This is a genomic window from Paenibacillus sp. FSL H7-0942, assembly GCF_045040715.1.
In the GTDB taxonomy this organism is placed as follows: Bacteria; Bacillota; Bacilli; order Paenibacillales; family Paenibacillaceae; genus Paenibacillus; species Paenibacillus amylolyticus.
This window is the reverse complement of sequence record NZ_CP150279.1, coordinates 5,102,529-5,118,451: the sequence shown is the minus strand read 5'-3', so window position 1 is coordinate 5,118,451 and position 15,923 is coordinate 5,102,529. Positions and strand designations below refer to the sequence as shown.

Sequence of the window (15,923 nt, the reverse complement as noted above, 5' to 3'; positions counted from 1 at the left end):
CACTGGAATGTAATCCGGTAAAGCTGCTGTTTTTTTGCTTATAGCCTTTTACACGGGAAGCATCCCCTGAACCAATTGCACAAAATGTTGTGCAGGCTTGGACAGATAGCGGTTCTGCAGCCAGACCAGCGCCGAGCCAACCGTGGAATGCTGGTCCTGAATGCGATATACGTGAAATGGGTGCTCGTGATATAGCTGTAGTACCGTGTGAGGCACGATGGAACTGGCAAAGCCGAGTCGGACCAGCTCGAGCAACATATTAATGTCTGAGCACTCACCCATGATGGAGGGGGTAACCTGATGCTCCCGAAACTTGTCCAAAATTAGCTCGAACATACCGAGTCCTTCTGTGCTTGGAAGCAGTAGAGGGATACCTGTAAGCTGCTCAAAATAAGTCCCCATCTCCACTCCTGGTCCCATCTCTGTCGGACTATCAAGCGGTGTTGAAGAAATGTAGAAAAGGGGTTCCTGTGGCAGATGCAGAACCTCATAACGTTCAGTCTGGACAGGCATGCGTACACAGGCAAGTTCAACTTTGCCATCTTCCAGCAATCGGCATAATTGCGCAGATTCATTTTGTTGAATTTTATAGGTAACCTGTGGGTGGGTGGTGCGAAACTGTTGCAGTGCTTGCGGGATCAGGCGATCCGATATGGTATTGATGCCGATGGCGAGTTTGCCCCGTATGCCGTGACGGAAACTTTGCATCTCCATTACAGCTTCCTCCATATATTTGGTCAAGGTAACCGCATAATCATAGAAGCTGCGACCCGCCTGCGTTAGTTCCATCATACGTCCTTTGCGTTCAAACAAAATTACGCCAAGCTCTTCCTCCATTAACTTTAGTTGCTGACTTAAGGGTGGCTGAGCCATGTGCAGTCTTCGAGCTGCGGCTGTAATCTGTTTCTCCTCAGCAATGGCAATGAAATAGCGACATTGTTTGATATCCAAGTGGTTGTTCTCCTTCGCCTGCAATGTATATGTAATTCATATGGAAAGGCAACAAAACATGTATTTTTAATATACTACGATCTTATGTTACCATACATTAGATTTGCATACCTGACTAACAGGGTTTGGTTTCTATATGAATATTACTGCATGAGAAAGACCTTGAATTGGAGGATAAAACAACGTGGTTAGAACAATACATGATGCTGCTCAAGCGGGCCATACCGATGAGGTCATTCGATTTATCACACAACAGGGTAGCCGGTTGAATGAACGGGATGCATTGGGGCGAACATCTCTGCTGGCTGCGGTGCACGGTAACAAGATAGACACGGCAAGGATGTTAGTGGACGCCGGAGCCGACATTAATCTTCGGGATGCACGATTGGACAACCTGCTGTTATACGCGAGTGCTGAGGGTATGTATGACATGGTCGAATTGGCGATCACAGCAGGTGCAGATACGAGGTTAACGAATCGTTTTGGCGGCACAGCCCTTATCCCAGCAGCGGATCGGGGCCACGTGGACATTGTGGAGCTTCTGCTGACACGCAGTGATGTGGATGTGAACCATATCAACAACCTGGGGTGGACAGCCTTGCTGGAAGCGGTCATTTTGGGAGATGGTGGGCCGCGTCACCAGCAGATTGTTGCCTTGCTTTTACAATATGGTGCAGATCCAAAGATTGCGGATCGGGACGGGATTACACCGCTTGCACATGCGAACCGGCATCGGTATACCGAGATGGAACGACTATTAACCCAAGTCTGAAAAGGCTATACATTTATGATACAGAACAGTGAAAGGATATTCCAAACGAATGAACAGACATCAAGAGCATTTTTTACAAAAGAATATGAAGGACGTATCTTCACTGATTTTGGCAGGTATACAGTGGTTTTTCTTCCTGTTTACCAATACCGTTGTTGTTCCGCTATCCATTGGACATAATTTTCATCTGTCTCCGGATGCCATCGCTGCCTCCATGCAGCACGCATTTATCCTTACCGGAGCAGTGTGTATACTTCAAACCGTATTTGGTCATCGATATGCGATTATGGATGGTCCGTCAGGGTTATGGTGGGGATTGACGCTAAGTTTGACGGTATCTGCTTCATCGGCCGGTATGAGTCTGGAGCGTATCGGCGGTGGGCTGGCTGCAGGTTTTCTATTAGCGGGATTAACGATGGTGATTCTGGGCTGGCTGGGAGCGGCGCAAGTGCTGCAAAAGCTGTTTACACCCATGGTGAAGAGTGCCATGTTGTTTCTAATGACGATTCAATTAACCATGAATTTTTTCAAAGGTATGATTGGATATACGGAGTTTGGCCGCTTTAATCTGCCTGTTGCCGCATTGTCCGTTGTCATTGCATTTTTGGTGGCATGGATTCAATTAAAGGGTAGGGGGAAACTGGGGAACTACGCGATCCTGATTGGGATTGTGGCAGGCTGGATCGCTTATAGTCTATTGTTTCCTGGACAGCATAGCGGACAGCCTAATCAGGCCCCGGCTGGTCTCGAACTGTTTCCGTGGGGAACACCCAGATGGGAACCGGGTATTGTCATTACTGCATTTTTCGTGGGACTGGTAAATATGACGAATTCGATCACCACATTAAGCACAGTTGAGAAACTATACCGGACAGAAACAACAAGTCGTCAGTATAGGCATTCCTATGCACTAACGGGTCTGTTCACGATGGTGTCAGCCTGTGTAGGTGTGCTGCCCTTTGGTTTATTTGCATCATCGATCGGATTCCTGGAGAGTACTCGCATTCTGCGTCGTGCTGCCTTGATAATTGGAGCGGGCATGTTGTGTGTGATAGGTCTTACACCTTCAGTGACAGCATTTTTTGCACAAATACCACCAAGCGTCGGCAGTGCGGTTTTGTTCGTGGCTTATCTTCAGATGTTCGGCACGGCACTTAGAACGCTTGAAGGTACGACGTTTAATTCTAAAACGATCTATCGTGTAGCGTTGCCGGTCCTCACGGGAGTTGCGGTCATGAATATTCCTGCTGAGGCCTTTCAAACTTTGCCCATGTACCTCATTCCGATCATAAGTAATGGTCTCGTCATAGGGGTATTGGTTTCACTGGTTCTTGAAAAAACCGTGAACTGGTCCAAAATGGAACAACCAGCGACAGTTAGTAAAGCGGCATAAAGAGTTTCATCTTGCGACAGTCCAATTTGATTGGGCTGTTTTTTTGTTTTTTTTTGTTATCAGGCTATAAGGCTATTTAACTATTTCACGATAATTTTGCCTTGTCCTGCAAGCATTCGCATCTCTCTAGAGAGACGGTCCTGGTTCCCATCCTGCATTTCGAGTTGAACACCATAATGCCATGAGGTATTTTTTTCTTGACCCCAGCGGAGAGTGCCTTCCATATATAGAGGGTCTTCAAAGAGCAGCATATTCATTCCAATCCGAATATCGTTGTTCTCTACAGGAAGGGATAGCGGAAATGACAGCTGACAGCCGGATCGACTGATATCGCAGAGTTCGGCCTGAATGGGTTTGGCTGGTGCGTTAACCCCGTTGATGCTGAGAATATAGATCTCAAAGTGGATCGGTTCCTTCAATGTGTATCGAAAGGGTTCTTTTCTATTGTTAATTGACATGGCTTGGCTTCCTCCATCAGGTTCAAAAAAAGTCAGTTATGCTTATATCGACCATTTGGAGCGAGAAATGAAGAGTTGTGAAAGCAGAGATGGTCCATGGGTTCCTTTTACACGTGGATCAGGCTTGATATAATGATGGAATATATTTCTGAGGACAGACCTGAATCAGACAGAAGGGACGGAGGAATATGAGAGGAACATTTCAAATGGTTACAGATACGGCAACATTGTGCCTATATGATCTAGCAGCGTTAAAGCATCGTACCCAGGATACTTCGGATTGGTGGTCCATTCCAGAAGATGAGCTGACTGAGGTGAACGCAGGCCATTGTCTGTTCCTGAATCTGGGTGCGGATGGAGTGTATGAGGTGGAATGGAGCCTGGAAGATGCAGAGGTGAAATCAGATTCAGATCACGCAGCGGAACGGGAAAAGGTGTATCATTTGCAAGTTCCGTCTGGGCACGTCTATCTGGGAGCGGCGGATGATGTTACTGGCGGTGAACTGGAGCCGGATGAGACGTGTGAAGGGGTCCTGCTTCAGTTAAAGCCCGGAAACTATGCGTGTATCTTCTCCAGAGAAGCCAGTCGGATCACAATTGTCATGACACCAAGTATTCAGGGAACTAACACGCTGGATGAATTAATCCGGATTTAGTGCACATCTACGATATACGAACAGGAGGGATTCATATGCAGGTTTGGAATGACACAATCATGATGAATGCAGATGCCCTGCGTAAACGGTTGAGAATACTCGCCGCACTGGACATCATCTTTTCGGAGGAAGAATGGCTACGCGTTCATCATTATGAAAATGAACTTCAGCCAGGTGTGGCATGGGGAAGCATCAATAACGGTGCAGGTGATCATCTGCATGTCTTGTTTACGAACTCAGGCACGTTGATCAAGGGATTTGATCATGAGTCACCTTTAAGTCCACATGCTCGTGAGGATGGTGAGATCTACCCGGGTATGTACGATGAAGTGCCAGAGGCGTTAATGGCTGTTCTGCGAAGTCATGAGGAAACATTGGATATGGAGGATGTGACCTTTTGCCTGTGGCAGGAAGGGAACGACTTGCAGTGGAAGGTTGGTAACTGGATTCAGCTGGCGATGACCGAGGAAGACAAAGCGGACGCCAGAGGTGGTGCAGAATTTTTACTTGGATATATAGAGAAGAACTCGGAAGATTACGTTGATTGGGCAAAAGGGTACTACGACTTGCTGGATCTGTCGTTGAAAGCCGTAGCTGAGATATATGATGAAAAACCGGTGACAGCGAGCCTGATTAAGCAGTTGTGTCCTGAGCGAGATGTGGCGGCCGCATTGAATGAGTTGCAGCAGCGTGGGTACGCGGTGGAACAAACATAATAGAGTAGCAAAGGAGGAGCGGTAGATGACGTACACTGCACAACTGGAGCGAATACGTGAAAAGTTGATCACTCTTCGAAGCCTGGACCCGGATCTGGAGCTGTTTGGCGCAGAGAACCACGAATATGAAATGGCACCTGTATGGACGCAGGAGGATATTACGCAATTTGAACAGAAATGGCGAATTGAGTTGCCGGAGGACTATAAGGTATGGCTTCTTCATATGGGAACGGGTGGTGCAGGGCCTTATTATGGTCTGGAAAACCCGGATGACGGCGTATACGCTGTGCTTGGTTATGACGATGAGCTGAACGCGGTCTCGGACCCTTTCCAATTCACGGAAGCATGGAACTGGAACTATGACTGGTTCGATGACAGCAAGGAAGAAGAGGAATGGGAAGCGCTGGAACATAAATATTTTGATCCAAAATGGTCGGCAGGCATGCTGCGCATCAGTGATTTTGGCTGTGGCATATCCATGAATCTGGTTGTTAAGGGGGCCTCCTACGGAGAGATCTGGGTTGATGACCGGGCTAACCGCAATGGAATCTATCCTGATCAGTATTGGGGCAATACGAATCGATTACATTTTCTGGACTGGTACGAGTTGTGGTTGAATCGTTCGATCCATCAAATCCATGAACAAAAGCAACAATCTGGAGCGAACGAAGTCTGAAGGAGGTTGTACATATGGGCTGGGAATATGGAATTAGAACAACGGAGCCTGCGATTTTACCTGAAGTTGTGAAGCGTTTGGCAAGTGCATTAACGTTTACTGATATGTACATCCTGGAACGTTTTTCCAACGGCTTTGTATTGAATTGTGAAGATCCTTCCTGGCCTAGAGCCCTTGAAGTGTGGATGGAAGAGGCTTCCGGGTTAGAAGAGATTGTCGATGGGGATTCGTATATCTACTGTTTGTTTCATATCTGGGGTGAAGAGGCGCGGAGCTGGATGCATCAGATGGAGCAAGAAACCAGGCAGTTTGATGGTGGTTTAATCTGGTTTGAACTCTGATCGGTAAGAGATTTGCCTGAAACAGGGGGAGCATATGGCTAAAAAATCAAAGAGAACAATTCCTGCGCTCATGTATCAGTATCAAGGTCCACAGCGGAATGTGGGTTTTGTTTTATCCCCTTTATACATAGAAGAATCGGTTGAAGTAGAGATGGAAGACATGCTGTTCATATATAATGAAGACTTTGACTACATTCGTCCTGCATTGGATCGCGCATTTCCCTTAATTGACCCGCGAACTGGAGAAGAGATGAAGGTACTTGATCCCTGCTGGGAGAATCCGATTACGAAGGAAGTGTGGGTGGGGATTTTATCAGAGCTGGATCAACAGGTGGTTGCAGAGCCAGAATTACGGATTTTTTTGAATCGGTTCACCACTTGGGTGAGAAATCATCTGCAATTGGCCGACGGGATCGAAGTCACCGGCAATTTGTAAGTTAGTTGATCTTGAATTGTTCATGCGTGTACGTAATTCAGTATATCGGCAGACGAAGTCCTATGTAATCAAGCTCCTTCATGATGATGGCGGAGCTTTTTTTGATGAATAAAAACCGTTTGCTTCACTCACCCGTCTTATACCACAGAAAGAGAGAGAAGGAGGGATGCGGGGTGGAAACAAAAGCAGAGATGAACCAGAGGATCTATGTACAGACCGAAGACGAGACGGAATTTGTGCAATCTATTATGGAACATCAAGATACGCTCATTTCCATTGCCTACAGTTATCTGCGTAACCAGCAAGATGCGCTGGAAGCGGTACAGGAGATGACGTGCCGAGCTTGGATCAAACGTCGTACGCTGAACAATGAGAAGGCGTTCAAGTCTTGGATCATTCGGATTCTGATCTATGTCTGCATCGATGAACAGAGGCGCCGCAAGCGGGCAACACCTCTGGCGAAGGAGGATATGGAGGGCAGTATTCCGGCATCATGGATGATTAGCGTTGACGATAATCGAATCGCTATGAAATCTCTTTTGCAAAAGGTGAAACCGAAATATCGCCATGTATTATTGCTGAAATATTATAACGACATGACACTGACGGATATTGCCTCCATCCTCGGCAAACCGGAAGGGACGATCAAGACCTGGCAGCACAAGGGGCTCCAGCAGTTGCGCAAGTTGATGAGGAATAGGAGGGATTGGCATGACCACTAACCCGGAGGAGAAAGCACTTCTTGCAGATGCATATCAGGTGAAAAGAGAGAAACAGCAATGGAATCCGGCGGATACGACTGTTGCAATTCAACGTGGTCTCGCGATGGTTAGAACAAAAAGATCAGGTAGGACCTTTCGTGTCAAATGGATCACGGCAGTGCTGGTCACGGTTCTGGCTGCGGGTTGGTTTCTCTTAGGTCCGCTTGGGAGTTATGGTCAAGAGCAGGCAACATATACTGAGCCTGTGACCCATTGGGGAGTACTTGAACCCTTTCGTGAGTTGGCAACCGATGTGGAAAAAACCACGATAACATCAGCAATTAATAATGGGTATGTGCAACTTGTAGATCAGACGGTTACATCGGGCATATATGCGTTTACTGTGAATGCAGTTATGGCAGATGAGAATAGAATAACGGTATTGTATACTGCCAAAACGGATGCTTCGCAGGAGATGTATTCGACTGTCAATATGAAGATGACGGATGCATTGACAGGCGATTTGCTTGACAACGGAAGCTCAGGCGGTGTGTATTTTTCGAAGGATAAGCATATAGTGTATGGTCGAAGTACAATTGATCGAAATCGAAATAAACCATTGCCTGATCAAGTGAATCTACAATTCCAGCTGTCTTCAGTTGTGCCAGATGTGGGGGATTATACAGACAAGGGGGAGAAAGAACGAAAATATCAATTTTCCAAAAAAATGAATGTTTCTTTCCCTCTGGATCCCAAGTTTTCTATCCCCAAAACGGAAGTCATTAACGTTAATCGGACTTTTACTCTTGGAGGGTATGAGGTCTTTTTGTCGGAGGTGGAGGTGTCTCCGTTGGTAACTCGGGTCAAATTTGTCCATGCACCTGATCAAGAAATTGATTACAAAACGAAGTTGTCGCTCAACGAGATTGTTCGGCCTATCGAGATCATTTCGACCTCCCGTAATGGGAAGCAGACCAAGTTATCCATGGTAGGTGGAAGCGGATCGGAAGATGGAATGATGTATTCTTTCAGTAGCAATCTGTTGGACCATCCAGAGTCCATGGTATTAAAACTTAGTGGTAAACCAGATAAGGTCTATGATGATTTGCAGGAAGCCAAGAATGATGAACTGGAAATCAAAATCAAATAAGATGAACTAACTGGCAATACTCTTATTCAGATTAGGTGAATGTTAGTGAAAGCAGAGAAGGGATGTCCCTCAAGGTCGTAAGCCTTGTGAGACATCCCTTTTTAAATATGAAAACGGTTGATCTTATACAGTTAAAATATCTACTCCCAGAGTTGGAAGGGTCAACTTCTGATCGAACCTCTCGCTGGTCAACAAGCTGCGATAAGGAACGTCCAGCGTAATCTCTCGTTGCTCATTCGTCAAATTGATCAGAAACAGGAAGTTTTGCTCCCCCTTCGTTCGAATCGACAGCTCGACACCTTCCGGCAACTGGATTTTGGCCGCCAAATCCCTTTCCTTCAATATACCTTCAAACAACTGATAGAAATACGATGGCTCCGGCCAAGTGCCGACATAATACACTTCACCTTCACCAAACTTATTGATAGTAACCGCCGGTACACCCTCGTAAAAGTCGTTGTCATACCAGGCGATCGGCTCTGCACCTCGCAGTTCCAGTAGATCACACCATTGCTTCGCAGCGAAAGTCTTGCCCTCCGCGTTCCGTATCCGATGCTCACTGTTGCCGATGGCATCATATTCACTTACGACAACACCCGCCGCTTCACCCAGTAGCCCCGGCAGAGGCAGCATCTCACATACATTCCTCATGTTCTTCACGCCAGTCCGATTGGTAAGGACAACCGTACCACCCTTGGCTGCGAATCGCTCCAGCCGCTGTGCTACTTCTTCACTTAACAGGAAGAGGGAAGGGACAATGACCAGCTTGTACCCATCGAGCTCCTCAGTCCAGTTGATAACGTCTGTACCGACGCCCATTTTCAGAAATGCATTATGCATAGAGGACAAGTTGTCTAAGTAGTGCATTCCCCCTTCCGCCTGCGGCTGAAGGGAAAGCGCTGTGTGCTGATCATGCGAATGCAGAATCGCAACCTGGGTAACAATGGTTGAGTCGGCCAAAAGTTCTCCTAACTGGTTCACCTCGCGAGTAAGCTCCGCGAACTCCCTGAACCTGCGTCCAGGAACATTACTGTGGTCGATCAGCCCATGCCAGAACTGTTCCGCTCCGACGGTAGCACTCCGCCAGCGGAAATGGACAACCATATCCGCACCGCGAGCGATTGTCTGCCAGGAGCGAGCTCGGATCAGTCCAGGATAGGGCGTGCGCTGAATCGGCATCCAGGCGCCCTGTGCCCCGCTGAGTTGTTCCATTACCCAGAAATTCCGGCGTTTGATGCCGCGAACCAAGTCCAGCGTAAGCGCTCCGTTCCTCGGAAACCGATCGCCATAATCGCGATACAGCTCATTCGGATAATAATCAACAGAGACGAAGTCCAATTCGTTGTGCATATCATAATAGTCCAAGCTATTCGGATATTGCCACATGTTATGCGTCGCAAATTGGCCTGGACAGTTACGGCGTAAAATCTCAAGCTGCCATCCCAGCAGATAGCCTACGCTGTCAGAACAAAATCGCTTGTACTCCAGAAGATAGGAAGGATTCATCGGTTTGCTGGCACCGAGTGGCGTTGTTACCTCAGCCCAGCTGCTGTACTCACCACTCCAGACGACCGTACCCCACTCCCGGTTCAACTCCTCCAGATTGGAATAACGCTTTTGCAGCCAAGCGACAAACGAACGATTACATGTATCACAATGGCATTCCTGGTAGTGCATCTCGTTATCGATTTGCCAGCCAATAACGGCGGGATGCTTACCGTAGCGCTGTGATATCGCTTCCACAAATTTGGAGCCCAGCATTCTCAAGGAAGGGCTGTTGTTGCAACGATGTCCACGCACACCTGGCCGAATGATGTGGCGTTGTTCATCCATGGGCAGCACATCCGGATAACGGGTTGTCATCCAGTTTGGCGGGGTATTGGTGGGGGTGCATAACACAATTTCCATACCACGTGAAGCGAATACTTCTATGGCCGCATCCAGCCATTCAAACTGATAATTACCCTCAGTCGGTTCCATTCGGCTCCAGGCGAACTCCGCCATTCGCACAACTGCAACCCCTGTCTGTTGCATAAGTATGGCATCTTTCTCCCATAACTCCGGGGTCCATTGCTCTGGATAATAATCAATTCCGATCTTAATTGTCATCCTGTGATCTCCTTTATTTATCAATATATTGCGATTATATGTTATATTAATTCGAGTGAATATCTTAAATAATTAATATGATATAACAATATTAAGATCAGGAGAGTTAGTCGTATGCCTCATCCCAATCGTAATTTTCCGGTGTTATCTGCCCGAGACAAGTTGCTCCCTTTTTATTTACTTGGCATCGGCCTGCATCATGAACAGGAGCATATCCGCCGAGACCAAGGCATTGAGGATTATCAGTGGATACAATGCCGCAGCGGTGTGGGTAAGCTCAAGCTCAGTGAAACGGAACATATTGTCAAGCCAGGTATGGGCATGCTGTTATTCCCTGGACAGAAGCACGAATACTATGCGCTATCCGGCAGTTGGGAAGTCGACTGGATCATTTTCGATGGCAACGGGACAGCAAGCTTGTTTGAAACCGTTGGCATTGTCCACACATGCGTATACACGCTTGCACAGCCTGAATACCTTCTATCCCGAATGCGGGAGCTGCTACAAGCTGCCTTAACACCACAAGAGCAGACATTAAGCAATTACGCCTGCTCCGCTGTCCTCTATACCTTATTGACAGAGATTATTCAACGCGTATCTGTTGAGGGCAGCGATACCGTCGGACAGCAGTATGAGCGAATAAAGCCGGTTCTGGACTATATTGAACAACATTATGCTGAAGAGATTACTTTGCCAACGCTTGCCGGATTGATCTGTGTCACACCAGAATATTTCTGTCATTTGTTTAAGAAAACGACAGGTATTCGTCCCATCAGCTATGTTAATCAGGTAAGAGTCAACAAGAGCAAGGAACTGCTGCTCGATAATGTGCAACGCGGGATGGAGGATATCGCTCGTCAAGTCGGTTTCGAATCGACCAGCTATTATGGAGCCATCTTCAAGAAGCTGGAACGAATCACACCTGGCGCCTTCCGCCGCAGCTATCAGAAGTCGTGACATATTATTATCCGCAAGCAAATGGTTTTTCGTCAGAGGCTTTAGGAACTGATCCAAGGGTGGATCAGTTCCAAGTTGGATCACATAGTACTCGTTAATAGAGCCGCTAATTAGCGGCTCTATTTTGTGTGAACGAATGGCCTGGTTTTATGTTTTTTCACTATATCTGATCTGCTGTTGCATAAAAATGATAATTGTTGTCTTTTTGCAATTTTTGTATTGTCACAGCCAAAGTTACACGATATAATCGAGTTGTCTTTGAGGATAATATTATAAAGGATGGTGAAATTTTGAAGAAATTTTCGATGCTTTTACTCGCTGTAACTCTATTGTTGTTAACTGTCTCCACAGCCCCGTCTACATATGGTGCGGCCAGTTATCCGAACACAGGTACGAACGGGTTGACTGGTTTTGCAGGCAGTGCCAAGAATGAAAATGGTGTATCCAAGTCAGCTACGACAGGTGGCAAGAACGGTCAGGTGGTTTATGTTAGTAATCTCAATGACTTGAGAACACATATGGCGGGCTCTACAGCCAAGATTGTCGTTGTTGAACAGAATATTTCTTCCTCTACGCTGCAAAAGGTTGAATTTGGAGCGAACAAGACACTTGTAGGTTCCTTTGGCAAACATACATTAACGAATATTCATTTCAGATCCACAAGCAGTTCAAGCAATGTGATTTTTCAGAATCTGACTTTTGAACACGCTTCCAATATTAATGCCAATGATGATATCCAGATGTATATCACTTCAGGCTCCAATTACTGGATTGATCATGTGACGTTTGCTGGTCACAGCTACAGCTCTGGCGGTAATGATCTGGACAAACTTCTGTATATTGGCGATCGCGCCGACTATATTACGATTAGCAATTCCAAATTTGCGAACCATAAGTATGGCGTCATCCTCGGTCATCCGAATGATGGTAACAGCAGTTACAATGGAGTACCTCATGTGACGATGTCCAACAATTATTTTGAAAATTTATATGTACGTGGTCCTGGACTTTTAAGATATGGTTACTTCCATCTCAAAAACAACTATGCAAACAACTTTAATCAGGCCATCACAATTGGTGAAAAAGCACGAATTTATTCCGAAAACAACTACTTTGGTGCCGGCGCTGAAAAGGGAGGCATCCTGGATGACAAAGGAAAAGGTGAGTTTACGGATACGGGCAGTACACCAGCGCTTAATAGTCCGACTTCTCCTAAAACGAACTGGAGACCAAGCTCCAATTACAGTTATCAGGTAGAAAGTGCCAGCTACGCGCGTGAGTTCGTCACCAAGTATGCAGGCTCCTCCAATACAACACTTGTATTTGGAAAGTAAGAGCTGTTGCACATCCTTTCACGACCCAAAAGGCCTGTCTTGTGCGCCATAACGCATGAGACAGACCTTTTTTTGTTTGTAAAATGATATGCTTACATATCATTTTACATTTCATATTCATTTTAAATGTTGAATACCGATATACATAAAGTAGCGCTGGTTTCATACTTATGAAGTTAATATGTACTATGCTAAGGCGCTGCGTATTTGCGATTTGCACATAAGCAGGACCAAAGACTACTAGATGTAGTACAGAAAGGCCCTACAACTTACATTTAACCTACATAAAAGGACGGGGTATGCATGGATCGTATGGACGAAATTATTTGGAAAAGGAACAAATTAATCGGTATCATTTTGTGGATTATTATTGCCATTGGTATGGGGCTGGCCTTTACGATGCCGAAGTTACTTGTGTCCAATGGAGTAGCTCTGATCTTTGTAGTTTGGATTACATACGCTAATGCGAAAAAGAAACATATTCATCTCATTCCATGGCTGATTACTGTATTACTTACAATATGTGGAGTCTATGTCGGTTGGGGAACGGTCAATTTTGCGTTAAGTTTGGTCATAACCGCAGTTCTACTGTTATTTCCTAACAAGAAATTTTTTGTGGTTGGATTTTCGGTATTACTAGTCAACAGTGTTCTTCAATTATTTGTTATGAATACCGTTGACTCTGTTGAGCTAATAGGTAATATCGTAAATGTGGGACTATTCGCTCTCACGGGGGCCATTCTGATGCTGGTCTCCCAGCTGAATCAAAGGCTCTTCCATGAAAGTGAAGTACGCCAGAATGAGGTGGAGCATTCTAAGCAAAGAGTGGAAACCATGCTGGAGCGTGTGAAGGAATCGGTCGAAGGTCTATCACGTTATACAGATCAATTGAAGCAAAAAGTAAATGCGACTGGTTCTATCACCAATGAGGTGACGCTTGGGTTCAGTGAGGTTGCAAAAGGTGTTGAGTTCCAGGCGACCAGTGTGGCCGAGATCTCGGAATCCTTATCTGTATCGGATCAGCATATCAAGGACGTTGCTTCGTATTCGCAGCAGATGAAAGAGTTGTCCGCAAGTATGGCAACGAGCACGCAAACTGGAAGCACACAGATGGACCAGCTAAACATCCAGATGCAAGATCTATATGAAACGATCAATACAACTGCAAATGACATGCGAAAGTTCAACGAGGAAAGTGAATCCATGACGCTTATGCTGAACAGCATAGCGGATATTGCGAGTCAGACCAACCTGCTCGCGCTTAATGCAGCCATTGAAGCCGCTCGTGCGGGTGAGCATGGACGTGGGTTTGCTGTTGTATCAGAGGAAGTTCGCAAGTTGGCAGAGAACTCAGGTCAGTCCGCAAGTGATATCGGAACCATCCTGTCTCGATTAAAAGGACAGACGCAGGCACTGACAGATCGATTCGAACGTATTCGTCTATCTTTACAACAAGGAAGAGATAGCGTCCATACAGCAGAGGAAGTATTCCGTACGATCAACAGCAACTCTCAGCATGTGTTGAATCAAGCGACAGATATCGAGACTAGTTCGGCTACAATGAAGGAATCTTCCACCAGAGTTGTGAATGAAGTTTCCGAAATTTCGAGTGTAACGGAGCAATCCAGTGCAGCGACAGAAGAGATTCTGGCGAGCATGGAAGAACAACGTAACCTGACACAGAAGATGGTAGAGAGCTTTGGAGAATTGGAGCAACTGATTGTAGACCTGAATGAGTTAGTCTCGGATCATCAGGCTTCTTCCGTTGAGAATAAACTTTAATATTAATAGTTGAGGGCCTGTCGGTACGTATTTAGCGTACTATACGGGCTTTTTTCATCTGGAATACAGCTTGATGCCGACATTTTTTTCCTATACAGTGATGTGTAGAGTATGAAGAGCGTAGAACTGAAACTGTAAATGGTAGTTAAAAGAAGATGTAACCTCATGGGGGAGTAGAAGGTTGAAGGATAAAGGAATGAAAGATAGATTGGACTGTGATGACAGTACATATGAGGTTAGGAATGATAATAGGGCTGCACGCGTACGTTTTTATGATCAGCAATCGTTCAATGACATGGACTGGCCCGATACGGAGGATGGCAGATATGCCAGAGTCTATCTGGAACCTATGATGCTAGACGGGACCCAAAGCTTTATGTCCAACGTGGAAACGACATTGTTGCTCGCCCGAATTGATGATCTCGTTATTCCGCTGACGGTGAATGATACAGAGTATGATAATGCTTACGTTTGTTCGCCATATACGCATTATGTGAGTTACGCCAAGCAAGAATTGACCATGTTGCAGAAGCCTGTGTTGGAAAAAGGTCTTTCTGTGCTGCTCAGTCTAATAGGTTGGGGAATGAAGCAATCGCAAATCAACAAAGTTGTGCATGTGAACAACTGGTTGTTGTCCACCAATCTGTATCCAGCCATGTCCGGTGAACAAGCAGAATGTTTGCTTACAGCGGTACAAGAGCGATACCCTGAACATGTCATTGTGTTTCGCTCTTTGTGCCCTGGACTTCATCCCGATCTGACGGTGAGGCTAACGGAAGTGGGGTGTCGACTAATTCCGAGCCGACAAATCTACCTGTACCATGCGCATGATCCGAATTTTGGCAACTCGAAGTCACGTTGGCTGTTGAAGCGGGATTACGAATTATTGGGCAAGCATGGATACGAATTCGTTTCCGAATTAGATATGACGGATGCAGATATTCCGCGAATTGTGGAATTGTACAAGCTGTTATACCTTGAAAAGTACTCCTATCACAATCCGCAATTCACTGAGCGGTTCATTGCTGCTGCGTTGGCATCAGGAACACTCAGACTCTATGGACTGCGGAAGGAAGGGTGCCTGGACGCGGTGATGGGTTATTTCTGCCGAAATGGAATCATGACAACGCCGTTGTTTGGTTACGACACAGCGGTGCCCCAATCCGTCGGACTATACCGCATGTTATCAGCTTGTCTGATCGGACAGGCTCGCGAAAACGGGCATCTGTTACATGAGAGCGCCGGGGCTGCGCAGTTCAAACGCAATCGCGGTGCTGTGGCGGATTTTGAATATTCCGCTGTGTATGAGCGCCACCTTTCGTGGGGCAGACGCTGGTGTTGGCTGCTGCTTGATCGGTTGTTGAATCGCATAGGTGTGCCGCTGATGCGCCGCATGAAGCTGTAAACAGACACAAAAACGTGCTTACGCTGCCCGATGCAGGTATGAGCTTGCATCTGGTTTGACTGCAAACACGCACTAACAACTGGTTA

General features: G+C 46.2%; 16 protein-coding genes. 13 read left to right on the top strand and 3 right to left on the bottom strand.

The window, feature by feature from the left end:
* Positions 1-48 precede the first annotated feature (48 nt).
* A complete protein-coding gene (locus MHI48_RS22640) occupies positions 49-951 on the bottom strand; it encodes a LysR family transcriptional regulator (RefSeq protein WP_076252800.1) in 903 nt (300 codons plus the stop codon).
* A gap of 184 nt (positions 952-1,135) precedes the next feature.
* Between MHI48_RS22640 and MHI48_RS22635 the strand changes: the two genes are divergently transcribed.
* Positions 1,136-1,723, top strand: coding sequence for an ankyrin repeat domain-containing protein (locus MHI48_RS22635; protein ID WP_076252799.1), 588 nt, complete (start codon positions 1,136-1,138; stop codon positions 1,721-1,723).
* Between the two features lie 49 nt (positions 1,724-1,772).
* Complete coding sequence (locus MHI48_RS22630; protein ID WP_405141839.1) at positions 1,773-3,116, top strand: uracil/xanthine transporter; 1,344 nt, start codon at positions 1,773-1,775, stop codon at positions 3,114-3,116.
* An 80-nt stretch (positions 3,117-3,196) separates the two neighbouring features.
* Here MHI48_RS22630 and MHI48_RS22625 read toward each other — a convergent pair whose 3' ends face one another.
* Positions 3,197-3,574 carry a PilZ domain-containing protein gene (locus MHI48_RS22625; protein ID WP_036617371.1) on the bottom strand — a complete coding sequence of 126 codons (378 nt, stop codon included), beginning with the start codon at positions 3,572-3,574 and terminating at the stop codon, positions 3,197-3,199.
* Between the two features lie 188 nt (positions 3,575-3,762).
* Here MHI48_RS22625 and MHI48_RS22620 point away from each other — a divergent pair, with 188 nt between their 5' ends.
* From MHI48_RS22620 to MHI48_RS22590, 7 genes are all read left to right on the top strand, one after another.
* The gene (locus MHI48_RS22620; protein WP_076328205.1) at positions 3,763-4,230 is read left to right on the top strand and encodes a DUF6386 family protein; all 468 of its coding nucleotides are present in this window, start codon (positions 3,763-3,765) and stop codon (positions 4,228-4,230) included.
* Positions 4,231-4,265: 35 nt separating this feature from the next.
* On the top strand, positions 4,266-4,946 hold the full coding sequence (locus tag MHI48_RS22615; protein WP_076328204.1) for a hypothetical protein: 681 nt from the start codon (positions 4,266-4,268) through the stop codon (positions 4,944-4,946).
* A gap of 25 nt (positions 4,947-4,971) precedes the next feature.
* The gene (locus tag MHI48_RS22610; RefSeq protein WP_076328203.1) at positions 4,972-5,622 is read left to right on the top strand and encodes an SMI1/KNR4 family protein; all 651 of its coding nucleotides are present in this window, start codon (positions 4,972-4,974) and stop codon (positions 5,620-5,622) included.
* A gap of 14 nt (positions 5,623-5,636) precedes the next feature.
* Positions 5,637-5,963 carry a hypothetical protein gene (locus tag MHI48_RS22605; RefSeq protein ID WP_076328202.1) on the top strand — a complete coding sequence of 109 codons (327 nt, stop codon included), beginning with the start codon at positions 5,637-5,639 and terminating at the stop codon, positions 5,961-5,963.
* A gap of 34 nt (positions 5,964-5,997) precedes the next feature.
* Positions 5,998-6,399, top strand: coding sequence for a hypothetical protein (locus tag MHI48_RS22600; protein ID WP_076328201.1), 402 nt, complete (start codon positions 5,998-6,000; stop codon positions 6,397-6,399).
* A gap of 173 nt (positions 6,400-6,572) precedes the next feature.
* Positions 6,573-7,121 (top strand): sigma-70 family RNA polymerase sigma factor, encoded by a 549-nt coding sequence (locus MHI48_RS22595; protein WP_245838161.1) that lies wholly within the window; start codon positions 6,573-6,575, stop codon positions 7,119-7,121.
* Complete coding sequence (locus MHI48_RS22590; protein ID WP_076328200.1) at positions 7,111-8,250, top strand: DUF4179 domain-containing protein; 1,140 nt, start codon at positions 7,111-7,113, stop codon at positions 8,248-8,250. Before MHI48_RS22595 ends, MHI48_RS22590 begins: the two co-directional genes overlap by 11 nt.
* Before the next feature lie 123 nt (positions 8,251-8,373).
* Here MHI48_RS22590 and MHI48_RS22585 read toward each other — a convergent pair whose 3' ends face one another.
* A complete protein-coding gene (locus tag MHI48_RS22585; RefSeq protein WP_083677418.1) occupies positions 8,374-10,359 on the bottom strand; it encodes a beta-galactosidase in 1,986 nt (661 codons plus the stop codon).
* A 114-nt stretch (positions 10,360-10,473) separates the two neighbouring features.
* Between MHI48_RS22585 and MHI48_RS22580 the strand changes: the two genes are divergently transcribed.
* The 4 genes from MHI48_RS22580 (at position 10,474) to MHI48_RS22565 (ending at position 15,837) form a co-directional block, all read left to right on the top strand.
* On the top strand, positions 10,474-11,316 hold the full coding sequence (locus MHI48_RS22580) for an AraC family transcriptional regulator (RefSeq protein ID WP_076328199.1): 843 nt from the start codon (positions 10,474-10,476) through the stop codon (positions 11,314-11,316).
* 290 nt (positions 11,317-11,606) lie between these two features.
* The gene (locus MHI48_RS22575; protein ID WP_076252791.1) at positions 11,607-12,650 is read left to right on the top strand and encodes a pectate lyase; all 1,044 of its coding nucleotides are present in this window, start codon (positions 11,607-11,609) and stop codon (positions 12,648-12,650) included.
* Positions 12,651-12,953: 303 nt separating this feature from the next.
* Entirely contained in the window at positions 12,954-14,432 is a 1,479-nt protein-coding gene (locus tag MHI48_RS22570) for a methyl-accepting chemotaxis protein (protein ID WP_076328198.1), read from the top strand.
* A gap of 196 nt (positions 14,433-14,628) precedes the next feature.
* Entirely contained in the window at positions 14,629-15,837 is a 1,209-nt protein-coding gene (locus tag MHI48_RS22565; protein ID WP_245838159.1) for a GNAT family N-acetyltransferase, read from the top strand.
* The last annotated feature ends 86 nt before the right edge of the window (positions 15,838-15,923 follow it).